The organism is Actinomycetospora chlora (assembly GCF_039542135.1).
Taxonomy (GTDB): Bacteria; Actinomycetota; Actinomycetes; order Mycobacteriales; family Pseudonocardiaceae; genus Actinomycetospora; species Actinomycetospora chlora.
The window spans coordinates 80102-97104 of the sequence record NZ_BAABHO010000021.1 but is presented as its reverse complement, the minus strand read 5'-3'; the positions used below and the strand labels follow the sequence as shown (position 1 = coordinate 97104).

The window sequence follows — 17003 nt, the reverse complement described above, 5'->3', positions numbered from 1 at the left end:
GCGGCGCAGCTCCGCGAGCTCGGCGCGCAGCCCGCCGTCGCCGACCTCGCCCGCCGCGCGCAGCTCGGCGTCCTCGTCCTCGGCCAGCCGCACCCGGGTGCCCTGCTCCCGCAGCCGCGTCCGCAGCTTGGCCACCTCGTCGCGGCTCTGCTCCCCCGCCCGCTCGACGGCGGCGCGGGCCTCGTCCCGCTCACCGGTCAGGCGCCGGACGTCGGCCTCGAGACGCTCGACGCGGGCGAGCGCCGCGTCGCGCTCGGCGCGTGCCCGGGCCGCGTCCTGGCGCTCCCCCACGTCGCGGACCAGGCCGGACCCCTCCTCGCGGCCCTCGAGGACCGCGACGGCGGCCGCGTGCAACGGGTCCGGCGACGGGGGTCGCCAGCGGTCGGGGTGCTCCTCGGTCCACCACGCGACGACCCGCCCGGCGAAGCCCTCCGCGCCGCCGACCGCGGCGAGCAGCGGCCCCGCCCCGGCCCGGGCGCGCTTGGCGGGGGCGAACCGGGCGATCGCGCGCACCGGCGGCGGCAGCTCGGTCACCGGGATGGCCCCGACGGCGACGGACGCCAGCTCGGCCACCTTCGCGCGGACGGGCTCGGGCGCGCGCTCGAGGAGCCGGGCCCGGACGGCCGCGCGGGCCTCCTCGCCGGCCTCCCCGTCCTGGTCGTCGGTGAGCGCCGCGACCGGCGGTGCCGGGTCGTCGCCGCGCTCCTCCATGGCCGGTCAGGCTAGACCCGGGAGCCCGACCCGGCCGGGACTGTCGGGGGTCGCCCCTACCGTCCGCGGCGATGGACGCTCCCGCCCGTCCGGTCACCGGCCCGGACCCCCAGCTCTCGTTCGGCGAGCTCGGCACGCCGCTCTCGGCGGTCACGTTCGTGGTGCTCGACCTGGAGACCACGGGCGGCCCGCCGGACACCGACGCGATCACCGAGATCGGTGCGGTCAAGGTGCGCGGCGGCGAGGTGGTCGGCGAGTTCGCGACGCTGGTGGACCCGGGGACGTCGGTGCCCCCGCAGATCGTGTCGCTCACCGGCATCACGACGGCGATGGTCACCGGCGCGCCGCGGCTGCCCGCGGTGCTGGGCGCGCTGCTGGAGTTCTGCGCCGGCGCGGTGATCGTCGCCCACAACGCGCCGTTCGACGTCGGCCACCTGCGGGCGGCCTGCCGGCGCCACGGGCCGCCCTGGCCCCGACCGGCGGTGGTGTGCACCGCGCGGCTCGGGCGCCGCGTCCTGTCCCGCGAGGAGGCGCCCTCCTGCCGGCTCTCGGCCCTGGCCACGCTCTTCCGCGCGGGCACCCGGCCGGTCCACCGGGCCCTCGACGACGCCAAGGCCACCGTCGACGTGCTCCACGGCCTGATCGAGCGGGTCGGCGGGCGCGGGGTGTCGACGCTGGAGGACCTCCTGGCGCTGCAGGTCGAGGTCAGCCCGGCCCAGCGGGCCAAGCGCCACCTCGCGGACGCCGTGCCCGAGCAGCCCGGGGTCTACCTCTTCCGCGGCCCCGGCGACGAGGTGCTCTACGTCGGCACGAGCGGCGACCTGCGCCGCCGCGTGCGCTCCTACTTCACCGGCGGCGACAAGCGGGCGCGGATGAAGGAGATGATCGGGCTCGTCGAGCGGGTCGACTGGGTGGTCTGCGCCCACTCCCTCGAGGCCGAGGTGCGCGAGCTGCGCCTGCTCGCCGGGCACGCGCCGCGGTACAACCGCCGTTCCCGCTTCCCGCACCGCGGGTGGTGGGTCGCGCTGACCGACGAGCCGTTCCCGCGGCTGTCGGTGGTGCGCACGCCCCGCGCCGACGCGATCGGCCCGTTCACCCGGCGGCCCGACGCCGTCGACGCCGTCGCGGCGCTGCAGGACGCGGTGCCGCTGCGGCCGTGCACGCAGCGCATCCCCGCCCGGGGCGCGTCGGGCACGCCGTGTGCCCTGCACGAGATGGGCCGGTGCGCGGCCCCGTGCGCGGGCCACCTCGACGTCGAGACCTACCGGCCCGTCGTCGAGGACGCACGGGCCCTCGTGCGCGGCGCCGACGACGCCGGGCTGCGGCGCCTGTCCGCGACGGTGGGCGAGCTCGCCGCCGCGGAGCGGTTCGAGGACGCGGCCGCGCACCGCGACCGTCTCGCCGACCTGGCCGCGGCGCTCGGGCGGGTCCAGCGGCTCTCCGCCGTGGCCGCGGCGCCGGAGATGATCGCCGCCCGGCCGGACGGCGAGCGCGGCTGGGACCTCGCCGTGGTGCGCCACGGGCGGCTCGACGCCGACGGGCTCGCGCGCCGGGGCGTCGAGGCGATGCCCGTGGTCGAGGCGCTCGTCGCCTCCGCCGAGACCGTCCGGCCCGGCGAGGGGCCGCTGCGGGGCGCCCCGCCCGAGGAGGTCGCCGTCGTCACCCGCTGGCTCGAACGGCCGGGCACGCGGATGGTGCGCACCACCACGCCGTGGTCGATGCCCGCCGCCGGGGCCGGGGCGTGGGCAGGGTGGGTGGGCCGGGCACGGGAGGCGCGACGGGCGGATCCGCGCCCGGACGCCGCCGTCCCCGCCGTGCCCCGCGAGCCGCCCTAGACTCCCGGCCACCCGCCGATCGACCCGCCGAGCCGCGAGGAGGGCCCGTGATCACGGCCTTCGTGATGGTCCACGCCGACGCCGACCGCATCCCCGAGACCGCCCAGGCCATCGCGGACCTCGAGGGCGTCGCGGAGGTCTACTCCTGCGCCGGCGACGTCGACCTCGTCGCGATCGTCCGGGTGCGCGAGCACGACGAGCTCGCCGACGTCATCGCCGACCGGTTGAGCAAGGTGTCCGGCGTGCAGGACACCTCGACCCACATCGCGTTCCGCTCCTACTCATCGCGCGACGACGCGTCGGCGTTCTCGGTCGGGCTGGACTAGCCGCCGCGGACCTCGCGGGCCACCGCCGACCACCGGTCGAGCAGGGCGGCGGCCGCTCCGGAGTCCACGGCCTCGGTCGCGCGGCGCAGGCCGGCGTCGACGGCGGCGTGCAGGTCGGTCGCCGCGGTGCCGGTGACGGACTCGTCGTGGGCGGCGAGCGCGGCGCCGGCGTTGAGCAGCACGGCGTCGCGGACGGCGCCGGGCTCGCCGGCGAACACCGCCCGCGCCACGTCGGCGTTGTGCGCGGCGTCCCCGCCGCGCAGCGCGCCCGGGGCGGACACGGGCACGCCGAGCGCGGCCGGGTCGAGCGTCTCGACGCGGACGCCGGCCGGGCCCGCGTGCCAGACCGTCGTGGTCGTCGCGGTGGTGACCTCGTCCAGGCCGTCGTCGCCGCGGACCACCACGGCACGGTCGCCGCGGGCGGCGAGCACCTCGGCGAGGATCGGGGCGAAGCGGACGTCGGCGCACCCGATCAGCGCCGCGCCGGGGCGGGCGGGGTTGGTCAGCGGGCCGAGCAGGTTGAACGCCGTCGGCACCCCGAGCTGCCCGCGCACCGGGCCGGCGTGGCGCATCGCCGGGTGGAACACCTGGGCGAAGCAGAACCCGATGCCGACCTCGGCCACGCACCGGGCGACGGCCTCCGGACCGAGGTCGACCGGCACGCCGAGGGCCTCGAGGACGTCTACCGACCCGCTCTGCGACGACGCGGCCCGCCCGCCGTGCTTGACGACGCGCGCCCCGGCCGCGGCCATCACGACGGCCGCCATGGTGGAGATGTTGACCGTGTGCGCCTGGTCGCCCCCGGTGCCGACGATGTCGACGACCGGCCCCGGCACGTGCACCGGGCGGGCGTGGGCGAGCATCGCCGTGGCCAGCCCCGCGACCTCCGGCGCCGTCTCGCCCTTGGCCCGCAGCGCGACGACGAACCCGGCGACCTGGGCCGGCGACGCCTCCCCGGACATCACCTGGTCCATCGCCCACTCGGTGTCGTCCGCGGCGAGGTCCTGGCCGGCCAGCAGGCGCCCGATCAGGCCGGGCCAGCTCGGCGGGGTGCTCACCCGCGCACGGCGGGACGGGCCCGCTCGCGCAGCACCGACGCCACGGTCTCGGCCGCGGTCACCGGGTCCAGCGGCTGGACCAGCACGGCGTCGGCCTGCGACCACGTCGCGAGCCAGTGGTCGTCGCGCCGACGGACGGCGACGATCACCGGCGGTGGGTCGTCGCTCTCGTTCTTGAGCTGGCGGCACACGCCCATGCCGCCGGTGGGCTGCGCCTCGCCGTCGAGCACGGCGAGGTCGATCTCGCCCGCGTCCGCCGCGCCGAGGACCTCCCCCACGCTGGACGCCTCCACGAACCGCAGGCGCGGCAGGTCGGGCGCGGGACGGCGGCCCACGGCGGTGGCGATGGCCTCGCGCACCTCCGGGCGGTGGCTCATGACCACGACCGTCAGCGTCGGGCTCGGGGACGTCATGACCGCGGATGCTAGCGGTCACGCCCGACCGTCACGACCACCTGCCGTCCCGTCCCGACACGCCGTCGCGGACCGGTACGACGAGCCGACGTACGACGGTGGGTAGGAGAACCCGCAGGTGAGGGGCGGTGCAGGTCGGCACGGGTGCGGACCCCGTCCGCGGAGCCGGCCCGGCGGACGATCGCCACGCCTCGCCCCGACGGGCTGGTGTCGGCCGGAGGTGTCATCATGACGCCCGTGACGACCGCTCAGGGTGCGCCGGCGCCTTCCTTCAGCGCGAGGATTCACTCCCTCAACCGGCCGAACGTCGTGAGCGTGGGGACCATCATCTGGCTCTCCAGCGAGCTGATGTTCTTCGCCGGGCTGTTCGCCATGTACTTCGTCGCGCGCGCCAACGCCACGGAGTGGCCGCCGCCGCCCACCGAGCTCGACGTCCCGTACGCGCTGGTCAACACGATCATCCTGGTGGCCTCGTCGTTCACCTGCCAGTACGGCGTGTTCGCGGCCGAGCGCGGGGACGTCTTCGGCCTGCGCCGCTGGTACGCGGTCACGTTCGTCATGGGTCTGATCTTCGTGCTCGGCCAGGTGAACGAGTACCACACGCTGGTCACCGAGCACGCGACGACGATCTCGAGCAGCTCGTACGGCTCGGTCTTCTACATCACGACCGGGTTCCACGCGCTGCACGTCACCGGCGGCCTGATCGCGTTCGTCCTGCTGATAGCCCGGACGTTCCTGAGCCGGTTCACCCCGGCGCAGGCCACCGCGGCGATCGTCGTCTCGTACTACTGGCACTTCGTGGACGTGGTCTGGATCGGCCTGTTCGCCGTCATCTACTTCATCCGCTGACCCCGTGACCACCACACCGCAGGACCCGCTGGACCCCCGGCGAGGAGGAGAGCTCGAGGTTGGGCACCGCATGAGTGACGAGAAGCCCCGCACGCGCGCACGTCGCGGGTCGAAGATGCGCCGCCGCCTGTCGGGGCTGCTCGCCCTGGGCGTCGCCCTGGTCGCCGTGGGCGGTCTCTACACGGTGCTGACCCCGAAGCCGGACGTGGCGCAGGCCGCCGACCCCGCGATCGTGCGCGAGGGCCAGCAGCTCTACGACAATTCCTGCATCACCTGTCACGGCACGAACCTCCAGGGCGTCCAGGGACGTGGACCGAGTCTCATCGGTGTCGGGGAGGCGTCCGTGTACTACCAGGTGTCGACGGGCCGCATGCCCCTCGCCGCCCAGGGCGCGGCGGCCGAGCGCAAGCCCCCGCGCTTCGACGAGGCGCAGATCGACGCCCTCGGGGCGTTCGTCCAGTCCAACGGCGGTGGCCCGGTCGTCCCGGCCGTGGAGAACGGCGAGCAGCTGCGCGGCGAGGACGTCGGCCGCGGCGGCGAGCTGTTCCGCCTCAACTGCGCGTCGTGCCACAACTTCACCGGCCGCGGCGGCGCGCTCTCGCAGGGCAAGTTCGCCCCGGTGCTCGACCCCGCGTCCGAGACGCAGATCTACGCGGCGATGCTGTCCGGCCCGGCGAACATGCCCACGTTCGCGGACACGCAGCTCTCGCCCGAGGAGAAGCGGGACATCATCGGCTACATCAAGTCGGTGTCCAGCAACAACACCGGCGTCAACCCGGGCGGCAACGGCCTCGGCGGCTTCGGCCCGGTGCCCGAGGGCATCGTGGCGTTCTTCGTCGGCATCGCGGCCCTCATCGGTATCTCCCTCTGGATCGGATCCCGCCAGTGAGCACGCGCCCCGCTGACCACGGCGCCAACGCGCCCACCGAGCCCCACCCGTCCGACGCGACCCCGCGGATCCCGTCCGACGAGGAGCTCGCGCAGATGAGCACCGACGACCTCGTCGCCCTGGGCAACCGGATCGACGACATCGAGGTCGTGTCGGGCCGCGAGCGCTTCCCGGTGCCGGGCACCCGCGCCGAGAAGCGCGCGGTGCGCCAGGTCGCCGGCTGGTTCATCCTGGCCACGATCTCCGGCCTGCTGTTCCTCGTGGCCTTCATCTGGTGGCCGTGGGAGTACCGCTCGGCCACCGAGGAGGGCGCCTGGGTCTACGCGCTCTACACGCCGATCATCGGCGTGACCTTCGGGTTCGCCGTGTTCGCCGTCGGCATGGGCGTCATCGCCTACTCGAAGAAGCTCCTGCCCGAGGACCTGACGGTCCAGCAGCGCCACGACGGGCGCTCCTCGGAGGTCGACCGGCGCACGGCGGCGGCCCGGCTCATCCAGACCGGCCAGCAGTCGGGCATCGCGCGCCGCAAGCTCATCGTGCGCTCGGTGGGCGCCGCGGGCGGCGTCCTCGGCCTCGGTGTCCTCGTCGCCGCCTTCGGCGGGCTCGTCAAGAACCCGTGGAAGGAGGGCCCGGACTCGGCGCTGCTCAAGACCGAGTGGTTCTCCCCCGACGGCGAGCGGGTCTACCTGCGCAAGAACTCCGGGATCGTCGACGACGTCGTCCTGGTGCGCGCCGGCGACCTCGAGCCCGGCTCGATGGAGACGGTCTTCCCCTTCAAGGAGTCGCAGCGCTCGCACCCCGAGGAGCTGGCCGAGACCCTGCGGTCGTCGGACTCCCCCGTGATGCTGATCAACCTGCGCCCGAACGTCCCCGTCATCAAGCGGGCGGGCCAGGAGGACTTCAACTACGGCACGCTCTTCGCCTACAGCAAGATCTGCAGCCACATGGGCTGCCCGACCTCGCTGTACGAGGACCAGACGATGCGCATCCTCTGCCCGTGCCACCAGTCGCAGTTCCAGGCGAACGAGTTCGCCAAGCCGGTCTTCGGCCCGGCCGCCCGACCCCTGGCGCAACTGCCGATCGCGGCGGATGATCAGGGCTACCTGTACGCGCGCAGCGACTTCATCGAACCGGTGGGTCCGGCGTTCTGGGAGCGGAACTCATGAGTGCGATCACCACACCCACCCGCAAGGGCGGTGGCCTGGCGATGAAGCTCGCCGGCACCGCCGCCGACGAGGTCGACAGCCGCATCCACCCGGCAGGCGGCATCCGTCGGCAGATCAACAAGGTCTTCCCGACCCACTGGTCGTTCCTGCTCGGCGAGATCGCGATGTACAGCTTCATCGTGCTGCTGCTGTCGGGCACGTGGCTGGCGGTCTTCTACGACCCGTCGATGGCCGAGACCACCTACAACGGCACCTACCCGGGCCTGCAGGGCGTCACCGTCTCGAAGGCCTACGAGTCCACGGTCGCCATCTCGCTCGACGTGCGGGGCGGCCTGTTCATCCGCCAGGTGCACCACTGGGCGGCGCTGCTGTTCGTCGCGGCGATGATCGTCCACATGATGCGGACGTTCTTCACCGGAGCGTTCCGCCGCCCGCGTGAGACCAACTGGCTGCTCGGCGTCGTCCTGCTGCTCACGGGCATGATCGAGGGCTTCATCGGCTACTCGCTGCCCGACGACCTGCTATCCGGCACGGGCCTGCGCACCGGCCTCTCGGCGATCGTCCTGTCGATCCCCGTGATCGGCACCTGGCTGCACTGGGCGATCCTCGGCGGCGAATTCCCGGGCGACATCATCATCCCGCGCCTGTACATCGTCCACGTCTTCCTGCTGCCCGGGATCATCACCGCGGTGATCGCGATCCACGTGGCGCTGGTGTGGTTCCAGAAGCACACCCAGTTCCCCGGGCCGGGACGCACGGAGCGCAACGTCGTCGGCGTCCGCATCCTGCCGACGTTCGCGACGAAGGCCGGCGGCTTCACCGCCGTCGTCGTCGGCGCGACCGCGATCATGTCGGGCATGTTCCAGATCAACCCGATCTGGAAGCTCGGGCCCTACGACCCGACGCAGGTCTCCGCGGGCTCCCAGCCCGACTGGTACATGGCGGTGTTCGACGGCGCCGTGCGCCTGTGGCCGTCGTGGGAGATGTACCTGTTCGGCCGCTACACGATCCCGGCGATCTTCTTCCCGGCCGTGATCGGCATGGGCATCCTCACCACGCTGCTCGCGCTCTACCCGCTGATCGAGCGCAAGCTGACCGGCGACGAGGCCCACCACAACCTGCTGCAGCGCCCGCGCGACGTCCCCGTGCGCACCGCCACGGGCATGATGGCCATGGCGTTCTACTTCTGGCTGGTCCTGGCCTGCGGCAACGACATCTTCGCCTACACGTTCGACATCTCCCTGAACGTGATGACGTGGATCGGGCGCATCGGCCTGCTCGTCCTGCCGCCGCTCGTGTACTTCGCGACCTACCGCATCTGCCTGGGCCTCCAGCGCAGCGACCGCGAGGTGCTCGAGCACGGCATCGAGACCGGCCACATCAAGCGCCTGCCGCACGGCGAGTTCATCGAGGTCCACCAGCCGCTGGGCGGCATCGACGAGCACGGCCACCCCGTGCCGCTGGCCTACCAGGGCGCCAAGGTGCCCAAGCGCATGAACGATCTCGGCTCGGCGGGCAAGCCGGTCAAGGGCGGCTGGTTCCGTCCGGACCCGGCCGCGGAGCAGGAGGCCATCACCGGCGGCCCGCACGGCGGCGACCCGCTGGAGGTCGAGCCGGGCGAGCGCCGCGAGCTCGCCGGCCGTCCGGACGCCGGCCGTCCGCGCGACATCCAGGAGTAGGCACCAGCACGATCCGGCGACGGGCCGGGAGCGTCACCACGACGCTCCCGGCCCGTCGTCGTTCCTGCGTCCCTCAGGACCGGCACCGGTGGTGCGAGCAACGCGGCATTGCTGGCGTGTGGGGCCAGGATCGCCACATCCTCGGTGCGGCGACACGCCGGGGAAGGGTGCGGGAGCCGGCAGACGGGACGTGCGCGCGCGAGTGGAGATCACGAGCACGTGGTGCACCCTCGCCGCTCCCCCGACGTGGACGGCGTGCCCCTGATCTCCCGCAGCGCCCCCGAGGGTCGCGACTCCCGGCCCCGGCCCCCGGAGAACGAACGGCGCGTTCGCTGCATCGGAAGCAGCGAGAGCGCCGGTCGTTCGTCGGGACCGGGCAGGCGCCGCCGAGGGCCAGGGAGCCCGCCACCGCACGACGCGCGAACGGGGACTCCGGACGCGTAGACGCAGCGAACCGCCCGTTCGCTGCGTCAGACAGGGCCTGCGACGGGAGAAAAAACACCACGGCCCCGCTCCGGAGGCCGGAGCGGGGCCGTGAGGGCTCGGGACGGGCGGCTAGTGCGCCGAGGGGCCCGCGTGGTACTCGAACACGAGGCCGCAGATGGCGATCAGGAGCCCGATGCCGGCGAGGACGATCAGCCACCACTGCCACAGGGCGATGCCGAGGCCCGTCATGGCGGTGCCGCCGGCGACGGCGAGGGGCCAGTAGCTGCCCGGGCTGAAGAAGCCCAGGTCGCCGGCGCCGTCGGAGACCTCGGCCTCGGGGTTGTCCTCGGGACGCTCCTCGAGGCGCCGGGCCACGAAGCGGAAGTAGGTCCCGATGATGAGCGTGAGGCCGCCGGTCAGCGTCAGGGCGACGATGCCGACCTCCTCGCCGGAGAGGATGCCGTACACGATCGCGCAGACGAAGCAGAAGACCGTGAGGATCTCGAAGATGCGGGATTCGACTCTCACTGGGTCCTCGCTAGTTGAAGGCCTGGCGGGCCGTCGGGTTCGGGTCGAACACGCGCGTGGTGATCGACTGCGGGTTGCACAGCTCGCCGCAGTTCATCGCCGCCAGGGCGTCGTTGGTGGTGTAGCCCTGGCCGGTCTGCGGGTTGATCTGGGTCCGCAGCTGCAGGAACTGGTCGAACTGCGCCGGCGGCAGGGCACGGACCTCGAAGTTCATCATCGAGTGGTACGCGCCGCAGAACTCCGCGCAGCGGCCGACGAAGGCCCCGGGACGCTCGATGCGGTCGATGACCCAGGTGTTCTTCTGGTCGTTCGCCGCCGGGTCGGGGAAGACGTCGCGCTTGAACAGGAACTCCGGCACCCAGAACGAGTGGATGACGTCCTGCGACTGCTGCGTGAACGCGATCGGCCGGTCGGTGGGCAGCACCAGGATCGGCACCGACTGCGTGGTGCCGACGACGGAGGCGGGCAGGCCGTTCGGCCCCGGGGTCTGGGGGTAGGTGAACTCCCAGTTCCACTGGAACGCGGTGATGTTGACCTGCAGCTCGTTGCCGGCCGGGGCGCGGTCCACGACGTTCTGGACGACGACGGTGAAGTAGAAGAGGACCGCGACGATGATCAGCGGCAGCACCGTCAGGACCAGCTCGAGCGGCAGGTTGTACTGGAACTGCCGCGGCAGGTCCGAGGCGCCGGCCTTCTTGCGGTGGAACGCGACCGTCCAGGCGGTGGCCCCCCACACGAGCGCGCCGACGACGAGCGCGGCGACGGCGGCCCCGGTCCACAGGGTGCGCATCTGCGCAGCCTCGGGCGTGACCCCGACGGGCCAGCCGAAGCGCAGCACCTCGCCGACGGAGCAGCCGGAGGTGGTCACGGCGACGGCGGCGGTCGCGACGGCCAGGCCCACGACCCGCCGCACGCGACCGGTGCGGCTCCGGACCGGCGTCCCATCTCGGCGCACTGCTGGCTGCCTTCCTGCTCGGGCGGTGCTCACCGTCGGAGCAGGTCAACCGACCCGTCCGCCACGTGGTGAGCGGCCCGGCGGACCCGGGCCCCGACGTCGGTGCGGAGACTATCCGAGCGAGCCACTACGCGCTGTCGGAGGGGCGCGGCGGGTCGGCCGCGGGGCCCCCCGGGAGCGTCGGTCCGGGCCGTCATACTGGGTTCCCGGCGTGCCCGGCGCCGGACGAGCAGCGGAGGTGTCAGCGGACGCGTGTGCGGCCTGATGGGATTGATCACGCCCGGCGGTGAGGGCGCGTCGCGCGTCGACGCGGTGCGGGACAGCCTCGCCTGCATGCGCCACCGGGGGCCGGACGAGTCCGGCACGTGGCACGACGACGACGTGGTCCTCGGCTTCAACCGCCTCTCGATCATCGACGTCGAGGGGTCCCACCAGCCGCTGGACTACGCGAGCGACCGCTACCGCATCGTCTTCAACGGCGAGATCTACAACTACCTCGAGCTGCGCGAGGAGCTCGCGCGCGACCACGGGGCCGAGTTCGTCACCGACGGCGACACCGAGGCCATCGTCGCGGCGTACCACGTCTGGGGCGCCGACGCGGTCCGCCGGCTGCGCGGGATGTTCGCCTTCCTCATCTGGGACGCCCACGAGCGCGTGCTGTTCGGCGCCCGCGACCCGTTCGGCATCAAGCCGCTCTTCCTCGCCGCCGGCCCGCACGGGATCGCCTTCGCGAGCGAGAAGAAGAGCCTGCTCGAGCTCGCGACGGCCCTGGGCGAGCCCACCACCGCGCCCGACCCCACCGCGCTGCAGCACTACCTGCAGCTGCAGTACGTCCCGGAGCCGCTGACGCTGCACCGGTCGATCCGCCGCGTGGAGTCGGGCACGTGCTTCACCGTCTCGCCCGGCGAGCCCCTGGCCGCGGAGCGCTACTTCACCCCGCAGTTCGACGAGAAGCCGGTCGACGACGAGACGCGTCTCTACGGCGAGATCACCGAGGTGCTCCGCGACTCGGTGGCCAAGCACATGCGCGCCGACGTCACGGTCGGCGCGTTCCTGTCCGGCGGCATCGACTCGACGGTCATCGCGGCCCTCGCCCGCGAGCACAACCCGGACCTCATCACCTTCACCAGCGAGTTCGCCCGCGAGGGCTACTCCGAGGCCGACGTCGCCCGCGAGTCGGCCGAGGCCATCGGCGTGCGGCACGTCGTCCGCACCGTCGACGCGCAGGAGATGATGGACGTCCTGCCGCTGATCGTCTGGTACCTCGACGACCCGGTGGCCGACCCCGCCCTGGTACCGCTGTGGTTCGTGGCGCGGGAGGCGCGCAAGCACGTCAAGGTCGTGCTCTCCGGCGAGGGCGCCGACGAGCTCTTCGGCGGCTACACGATCTACAAGGAGCCGCTCTCCCTCGCGCCGTTCGAGAAGCTGCCCGGCGCCGTGCGCAAGCTCGCCGGGGTGCTCTCGACCCGGCTGCCCGACGGGGTGCGGGGCAAGGACCTGCTGCGCCGAGGCGCGCTGCCGCTCGAGGAGCGCTACTACGGCAACGCGCGGATCTTCCGCAACGACCAGCTCGCCGCCGTGCTGCGCGGCCACGACCCCGAGCTGTCGTACACCGACGTCACCGCCCCGATCTACGCGGACTCGGGCAGCTGGGACCCGGTGGCCCGCATGCAGCACGTCGACCTGTTCACGTGGCTGCGCGGCGACATCCTGGTGAAGGCCGACAAGATGACCATGGCCAACTCCCTCGAGCTGCGCGTGCCGTTCCTCGACCGCGAGGTCTTCGAGGTCGCGTCGCACCTGCCCACCGACCAGAAGGTCGCGCACGGCACCACCAAGTACGCGCTGCGCCGCGCCATCGAGGGCATCGTGCCGGCGCACGTGCTCCACCGCCGCAAGCTCGGCTTCCCGGTGCCGATCCGCTACTGGCTGGCCCACGACATGCTCGAGTGGGCCCGCGGGATCGTCCGCGACTCGCAGACCGACGCCATCATCGACAAGGCGGCGGTGCTGCGCCTCATCGACGAGCACCGCGTGGGTCCCGTCGACCACTCGCGGCGCATCTGGACGCTGCTGGTGTTCATGCTCTGGCACGGCATCTTCGTCGAGCAGCGCATCCGCCCGGAGATCCCGGAGCCGAACTACCCCGTCTACGCCTAGCGATGGATCTCGCTGCCCCGAGCGGTGCAGACTGACGCCTCCCGAGAGGGAGGGGTCCGGGTGTCGACGGCGGCGCTGCGCGAGGACCGCGTCCTCGTCGGACGCGACGACGAGACGGCGTGGCTGGCCCGCGGCTGGGCGCGCGCCCGGGACGGGCGGGCCACCCGCCTGCTGGTGACCGGTCCGGCGGGGATCGGCAAGTCGGCGCTGGTCGACGCGTTCGCCGACGGGCGGGACGGTGCCGTGGCGGCCCGCGTCGAGGCGGACGCCGACCCGGCGGCGGGCGCGTTCCTCGACCAGCTCGCCCGGGCGCTCGGGGCGGGCCCGGCCCCCTCCCCCGACGCGGCCCCGACACCGCTGCTCGAGGCCCTGGGGACCCTCCAGGACCGCGGGCCGGTCGTGCTCGTGCTGCACGACCTGCAGGACGTCGACGAGGCCTCGGCGGTCGTCCTCGCCCGCCTGGTGCGGCGGCTGCACCACGACCGGGTGCTCGTCGTCGCCACCGTGCGCGACACGCCGTCGGCGCGCTGGGCCCGGCTGTTCGCCGACGGGCCCGACGCCGGCACGCGCGAGCTGGGCGGCCTGGACGAGGCCGGCGTCCGCGCGCTCGTGCACGCCCGGCGTCCCGGGCGCTGGAGCGCCGCCGTCGTCGCGCGCCTCCACCGGGGCACCGCCGGGCACCCGCTGCACCTGGCGACGCTGCTGCAGGAGCTGCCCGAGGACGTCCTGCGCGGGACGAGCCCGCTGCCCGCCCCGCGTCGGCTGGTGGAGGAGGTCCGCGCGGTCGTCGCCGGGCTCGACGGCCCCGCCCGCGCCGTGCTGGCCGTCCTGGCCGTGCTCGACCAGGCGTCCGACGCGGCGCTCGTCGGGCGTCTGGCCGGGGTCGGCGTCGCGGAGCGGGACCGGGCCGTCGACGTCCTCGTGGCCGAAGGGCTCGTCGAGAGCCGCGCCGCCGGACCGCGCCCGCTGCTGCGGGTGCACCACCCGCTGGTGCGCGGCGCGGTCCACGACGGGCTATCCCCCGACGAGCGCCGCCGCCGGCACCTCGACGCCGCGGCGGCCCTGGGCGGCCGGGCGGCGCTGGAGCACCGGGTCGCCGCGGGTCATGGCGAGCCCGACGAGACGCTCGCGGCCGACCTGGAGACGTCGGCGGCCGCCGAGCCCACCGACCACCGCGACGCCGCCACCCGCCTGCTCGCGGCGGCGGACGTCAGCCCGACCGGGCCGGCGGCGGAACGGCGACTCCTCGCCGGGGCCCTGCGCCTCGTGGAGGCCTACGACACCGACCGGCTGGCCGCGCTCGCGCCGCGGATCCGCGAGGCCGGCCCCGGTCCGGAGCGGGCGGTCGTCCTCGGCTTCCTGCTCAGCGTCGAGAACCACCCGGATGCCGCCCTGCACCTGCAGCAGGCGCTCGACGACCCCGGCGCGCCGCCGGAGGTCCGCGCCCTGGCCGGGGTCCGGCTCGGGCTCGAGCACGTGTTCCGGGGCCGCGGCGCGGCCGCGGCGCGGGCGGCCGCGGCGGTCGACGACCTCACCACCAGCCCCACCCGCGCCGAGCAGGGCATCATGCTGCAGGCCCTGGGCCGGGCCCTCGAGCACGGTCCGGCGGCCGGCCTCGCGCTGCTCGACGACGTGGTCGCCCCGGCGCTGTCGGCGGAGCCGGTGGTGGCCGCGGGCATGCTGCACCTCGCCGCCGGCGACCCCGCCGCGGCGCGGGACAGCCTGACCGAGGGGATCGCCAGGGTCCGGCGCGGCGCGGCCTGCCTCGCGATCCACCGCGCCCACGTGCACCTCGCGGAGGCGTGCTTCCACACGGGCCGGTGGGACCGCGCCGAGGCCGAGGCCGAGATCGCGCTGGTCTGGTTCGCCGACGGGGACCGCACCTGGGCCGAGGCCACCGCCCACGCGGTGGCCGCCCTCGTGCCCGCCGCGCGCGGCGACGCCGACCGGGCCGGACGCCACCTCGCCGACGCACGCGCGGTCCTCGGGGTGACGTTCAGCCCCCAGGGCGCCGGCGCGGTCGCCCTGGCCGAGACGGTGCTCGCCCGCTCGCTCGGCGACCCGGCCCGGGCCCTGCGCGCGGTCGGCCGGCTCGCCGAGGCCGGCGGGCGCGGCGGCATGCTCTCCGGTCCCTGGGCCACGTGGCGCCTCCTGCACGTCGAGGCCCTGCTCGACACCGGGGACGAACGGGGCGCGCGGCGGCGGCTCCGGGACGCGCCCCGCACCGGCGCCCCGCTCGGGTTCGCCCTGGGCCGCCACCGCCTGCAGGGTCGCCTCGCCGAGGCCGCGGGCGACCCGGCCGGCGCCGCGTCGTCGTACCGCGCCGGTCTCGACCTCGCCGCCCGGCATCTCGACGACGTCGCGGACGCCTGCCCGCTCGCGCTCGCCGACCTGCACGCGGCGCTGGGCACGCTCCTCGGCGACACCGGCGACGGCCGGGCCCACCGGGACGCGGCACGCGGCACCTTCGTCGAGCTCGGGGCGCGGCCGCGGCTCGACCGTCTCGAGCTCGCCGGCGCCCGCGACGGCGGGCCGCCCGACCCGTCCCCGCTGACGCCCCGGGAACGGCAGGTCGCGGAGCTCGCCGCGCGGGGGCTGACCAGCCGGGAGGTCGCCGCGAGCCTGTGGGTCACCCCGAAGGCCGTCGACTTCCACCTCGGCAACGTCTACGCGAAGCTCGGCATCTCCTCCCGCCGCCAGCTGCGCGGCCGCACCTTCGCCTAGGCCACCCGGCGCAACCCTGGGAACTCCTACCAGGGTCCCGGGCCCTCCCCGCGGCGCACGGTGATCGACGTCGGAGACGCCGTCGGAGGAGGGACCGTGCGCAACAGCGTCGCCATGGGGTTCGCCCCGTGGATCGTCTTCTGGGTGGTCTCGTCGCCCAGCACCTGGAAGTGGGCGGCGCTCGCCGCGCTCGTCGTGGCGCTCGGTGTGGTGCTGCCCGACCTCGGCGCCCGCCGCGGCGTCTCGACGCTGGACGGCGCGAGCATCCTGTTCTTCTCGGTGATGTCGGTCCTCGCGCTCGTGCTCCCGCTCTCCGCGCTCGCCGGGCTCGAGCGCTACGCGCAGGCGATCTCGATGGCGCTGCTCGCCGTCGTGGCGGTGGGCGGCGTCCTGGTCGGCCGCCCGTTCACCGCGTACTACGCGCGCCGCGAGGTGCCGCGGGAGTACTGGGACACGCCGCGGTTCCGTCGGACCAACCTTGTGATCTCGCTCGTGTGGGGCGCCGCCTTCGCCGTGGTCGCGCTCGCCGGCGTCGCCGCCGTGCGGTTCGCCGTGGCGCCCGACCTGCTCCAGTGGATCGTCCCGATCGTCGCCCTCGTCGCGGCGCAGCGGTTCACCGAGGCCTACACCGCGTCCGGCGACGACGGCACCGACCCGGGCGCCGACCACAGCACCCCCACCGAGCACCCCGTCGAAAGGACCCCGTCGTGAACCCCGCCGCCCTCGGACCGCTGTTCCTGCCGCTGATCCTGCTGATCGCGTTCGCCGTCCACGTGGCCGTGATGCGCCGCCCGCGCACCCGGGAGCACGTGCTCACCGTCGCCTGCCTCTGGGGCCTGGGCCTGGGCGTGGGGGTCATGGAGCTGCTCGCCGGCCTGCCGCACCTGACGTCCCCGGCGTTCTCTGCGGTGCAGATCGGCTTCGCCCCGAGCGCCTTCCAGTGGGAGGTCGGCTGGGCCAACCTCACCTTCGCCGTACTGGGCTTCCTGAGCCTGCGCTTCCGCTCCACCGACTTCTGGCTCGCCACCGCGATCGGCTACCTCGTCTACTTCTGGGGCTGCGGCATCGGCCACATCCAGCAGTACGTCGTCGAGGGCAACACCGCGCCGTACAACTGGGGCCCGATCGTCCCCGTCGTCTTCCTCCTGCCGCTGGTGCTGCTGGTGCTGGTGGTCGCCCTGCGCCGGGCGCAGCGCCACGAGCACGGCGTCCACGAGCAGCCGCGGGAGACGGTGCCGGCGTGATCGCCCGCCCGGACGGACGTGCGCCGGGCAACGATCGGGC

General features: G+C 74.4%; 14 protein-coding genes and 1 pseudogene. 10 read left to right on the top strand and 5 right to left on the bottom strand.

The window, feature by feature from the left end:
* Positions 1–711: pseudogene (locus ABD994_RS14970) on the bottom strand (NYN domain-containing protein); the annotation flags it as partial.
* A gap of 71 nt (positions 712–782) precedes the next feature.
* On the opposite strand from ABD994_RS14970, the gene ABD994_RS14965 reads away from it, so the two are divergent.
* Together ABD994_RS14965 and ABD994_RS14960 are read left to right on the top strand one after the other, a co-directional pair.
* Entirely contained in the window at positions 783–2546 is a 1764-nt protein-coding gene (locus ABD994_RS14965; protein WP_345416006.1) for a DEDD exonuclease domain-containing protein, read from the top strand.
* Positions 2547–2593: 47 nt separating this feature from the next.
* Entirely contained in the window at positions 2594–2872 is a 279-nt protein-coding gene (locus tag ABD994_RS14960; RefSeq protein WP_345416002.1) for an Lrp/AsnC family transcriptional regulator, read from the top strand.
* Here the strand turns inward: ABD994_RS14960 and trpD are convergent.
* Together trpD and ABD994_RS14950 are read right to left on the bottom strand one after the other, a co-directional pair.
* Positions 2869–3930 carry an anthranilate phosphoribosyltransferase gene (gene trpD, locus ABD994_RS14955; protein ID WP_345415995.1) on the bottom strand — a complete coding sequence of 354 codons (1062 nt, stop codon included), beginning with the start codon at positions 3928–3930 and terminating at the stop codon, positions 2869–2871. The two genes, ABD994_RS14960 and trpD, sit on opposite strands and share 4 nt — an antisense overlap.
* Positions 3927–4343, bottom strand: coding sequence for a response regulator (locus tag ABD994_RS14950; RefSeq protein ID WP_345415992.1), 417 nt, complete (start codon positions 4341–4343; stop codon positions 3927–3929). The genes trpD and ABD994_RS14950 overlap by 4 nt, the downstream gene beginning before the upstream one ends.
* A gap of 228 nt (positions 4344–4571) precedes the next feature.
* Between ABD994_RS14950 and ctaE the strand changes: the two genes are divergently transcribed.
* From ctaE to qcrB, 4 genes are all read left to right on the top strand, one after another.
* Positions 4572–5192 carry an aa3-type cytochrome oxidase subunit III gene (ctaE, locus tag ABD994_RS14945; protein WP_345415989.1) on the top strand — a complete coding sequence of 207 codons (621 nt, stop codon included), beginning with the start codon at positions 4572–4574 and terminating at the stop codon, positions 5190–5192.
* A 70-nt stretch (positions 5193–5262) separates the two neighbouring features.
* Positions 5263–6081, top strand: coding sequence for a cytochrome bc1 complex diheme cytochrome c subunit (gene qcrC / locus ABD994_RS14940; protein WP_345415986.1), 819 nt, complete (start codon positions 5263–5265; stop codon positions 6079–6081).
* Positions 6082–6149: 68 nt separating this feature from the next.
* Complete coding sequence (qcrA, locus tag ABD994_RS14935) at positions 6150–7247, top strand: cytochrome bc1 complex Rieske iron-sulfur subunit (RefSeq protein ID WP_345416027.1); 1098 nt, start codon at positions 6150–6152, stop codon at positions 7245–7247.
* Positions 7244–8926, top strand: a complete 1683-nt coding sequence (gene qcrB / locus ABD994_RS14930; protein ID WP_345415983.1) for a cytochrome bc1 complex cytochrome b subunit — start codon at positions 7244–7246, stop codon at positions 8924–8926. Before qcrA ends, qcrB begins: the two co-directional genes overlap by 4 nt.
* Positions 8927–9481: 555 nt before the next feature.
* Here the strand turns inward: qcrB and ABD994_RS14925 are convergent.
* Complete coding sequence (locus ABD994_RS14925) at positions 9482–9880, bottom strand: cytochrome c oxidase subunit 4 (RefSeq protein WP_345415980.1); 399 nt, start codon at positions 9878–9880, stop codon at positions 9482–9484.
* Positions 9881–9890: 10 nt separating this feature from the next.
* Positions 9891–10793 carry an aa3-type cytochrome oxidase subunit II gene (gene ctaC, locus ABD994_RS14920; RefSeq protein ID WP_345415977.1) on the bottom strand — a complete coding sequence of 301 codons (903 nt, stop codon included), beginning with the start codon at positions 10791–10793 and terminating at the stop codon, positions 9891–9893.
* Positions 10794–11087: 294 nt separating this feature from the next.
* On the opposite strand from ctaC, the gene asnB reads away from it, so the two are divergent.
* The 4 genes from asnB to ABD994_RS14900 all read left to right on the top strand — a co-directional run bounded on the left by asnB (position 11088) and on the right by ABD994_RS14900 (position 16963).
* Entirely contained in the window at positions 11088–12995 is a 1908-nt protein-coding gene (gene asnB / locus ABD994_RS14915) for an asparagine synthase (glutamine-hydrolyzing) (protein WP_345415974.1), read from the top strand.
* A gap of 60 nt (positions 12996–13055) precedes the next feature.
* A complete protein-coding gene (locus tag ABD994_RS14910) occupies positions 13056–15719 on the top strand; it encodes an ATP-binding protein (RefSeq protein ID WP_345415971.1) in 2664 nt (887 codons plus the stop codon).
* A gap of 96 nt (positions 15720–15815) precedes the next feature.
* On the top strand, positions 15816–16430 hold the full coding sequence (locus ABD994_RS14905; protein ID WP_345415968.1) for a hypothetical protein: 615 nt from the start codon (positions 15816–15818) through the stop codon (positions 16428–16430).
* Entirely contained in the window at positions 16427–16963 is a 537-nt protein-coding gene (locus ABD994_RS14900; protein WP_345415965.1) for a DUF6790 family protein, read from the top strand. Before ABD994_RS14905 ends, ABD994_RS14900 begins: the two co-directional genes overlap by 4 nt.
* The last annotated feature ends 40 nt before the right edge of the window (positions 16964–17003 follow it).

Bases quoted from the DNA above. Each gene is read 5' to 3' on its own strand.
- ABD994_RS14965 (WP_345416006.1), top strand. From the start codon at position 783: ATGGACGCTCCCGCCCGTCCGGTCACCGGCCCGGACCCCCAGCTCTCG.
- ABD994_RS14950 (WP_345415992.1), bottom strand. From the start codon at position 4,343: ATGACGTCCCCGAGCCCGACGCTGACGGTCGTGGTCATGAGCCACCGC.
- ctaE (WP_345415989.1), top strand. From the start codon at position 4,572: ATGACGCCCGTGACGACCGCTCAGGGTGCGCCGGCGCCTTCCTTCAGC.
- qcrC (WP_345415986.1), top strand. From the start codon at position 5,263: ATGAGTGACGAGAAGCCCCGCACGCGCGCACGTCGCGGGTCGAAGATG.
- qcrB (WP_345415983.1), top strand. From the start codon at position 7,244: ATGAGTGCGATCACCACACCCACCCGCAAGGGCGGTGGCCTGGCGATG.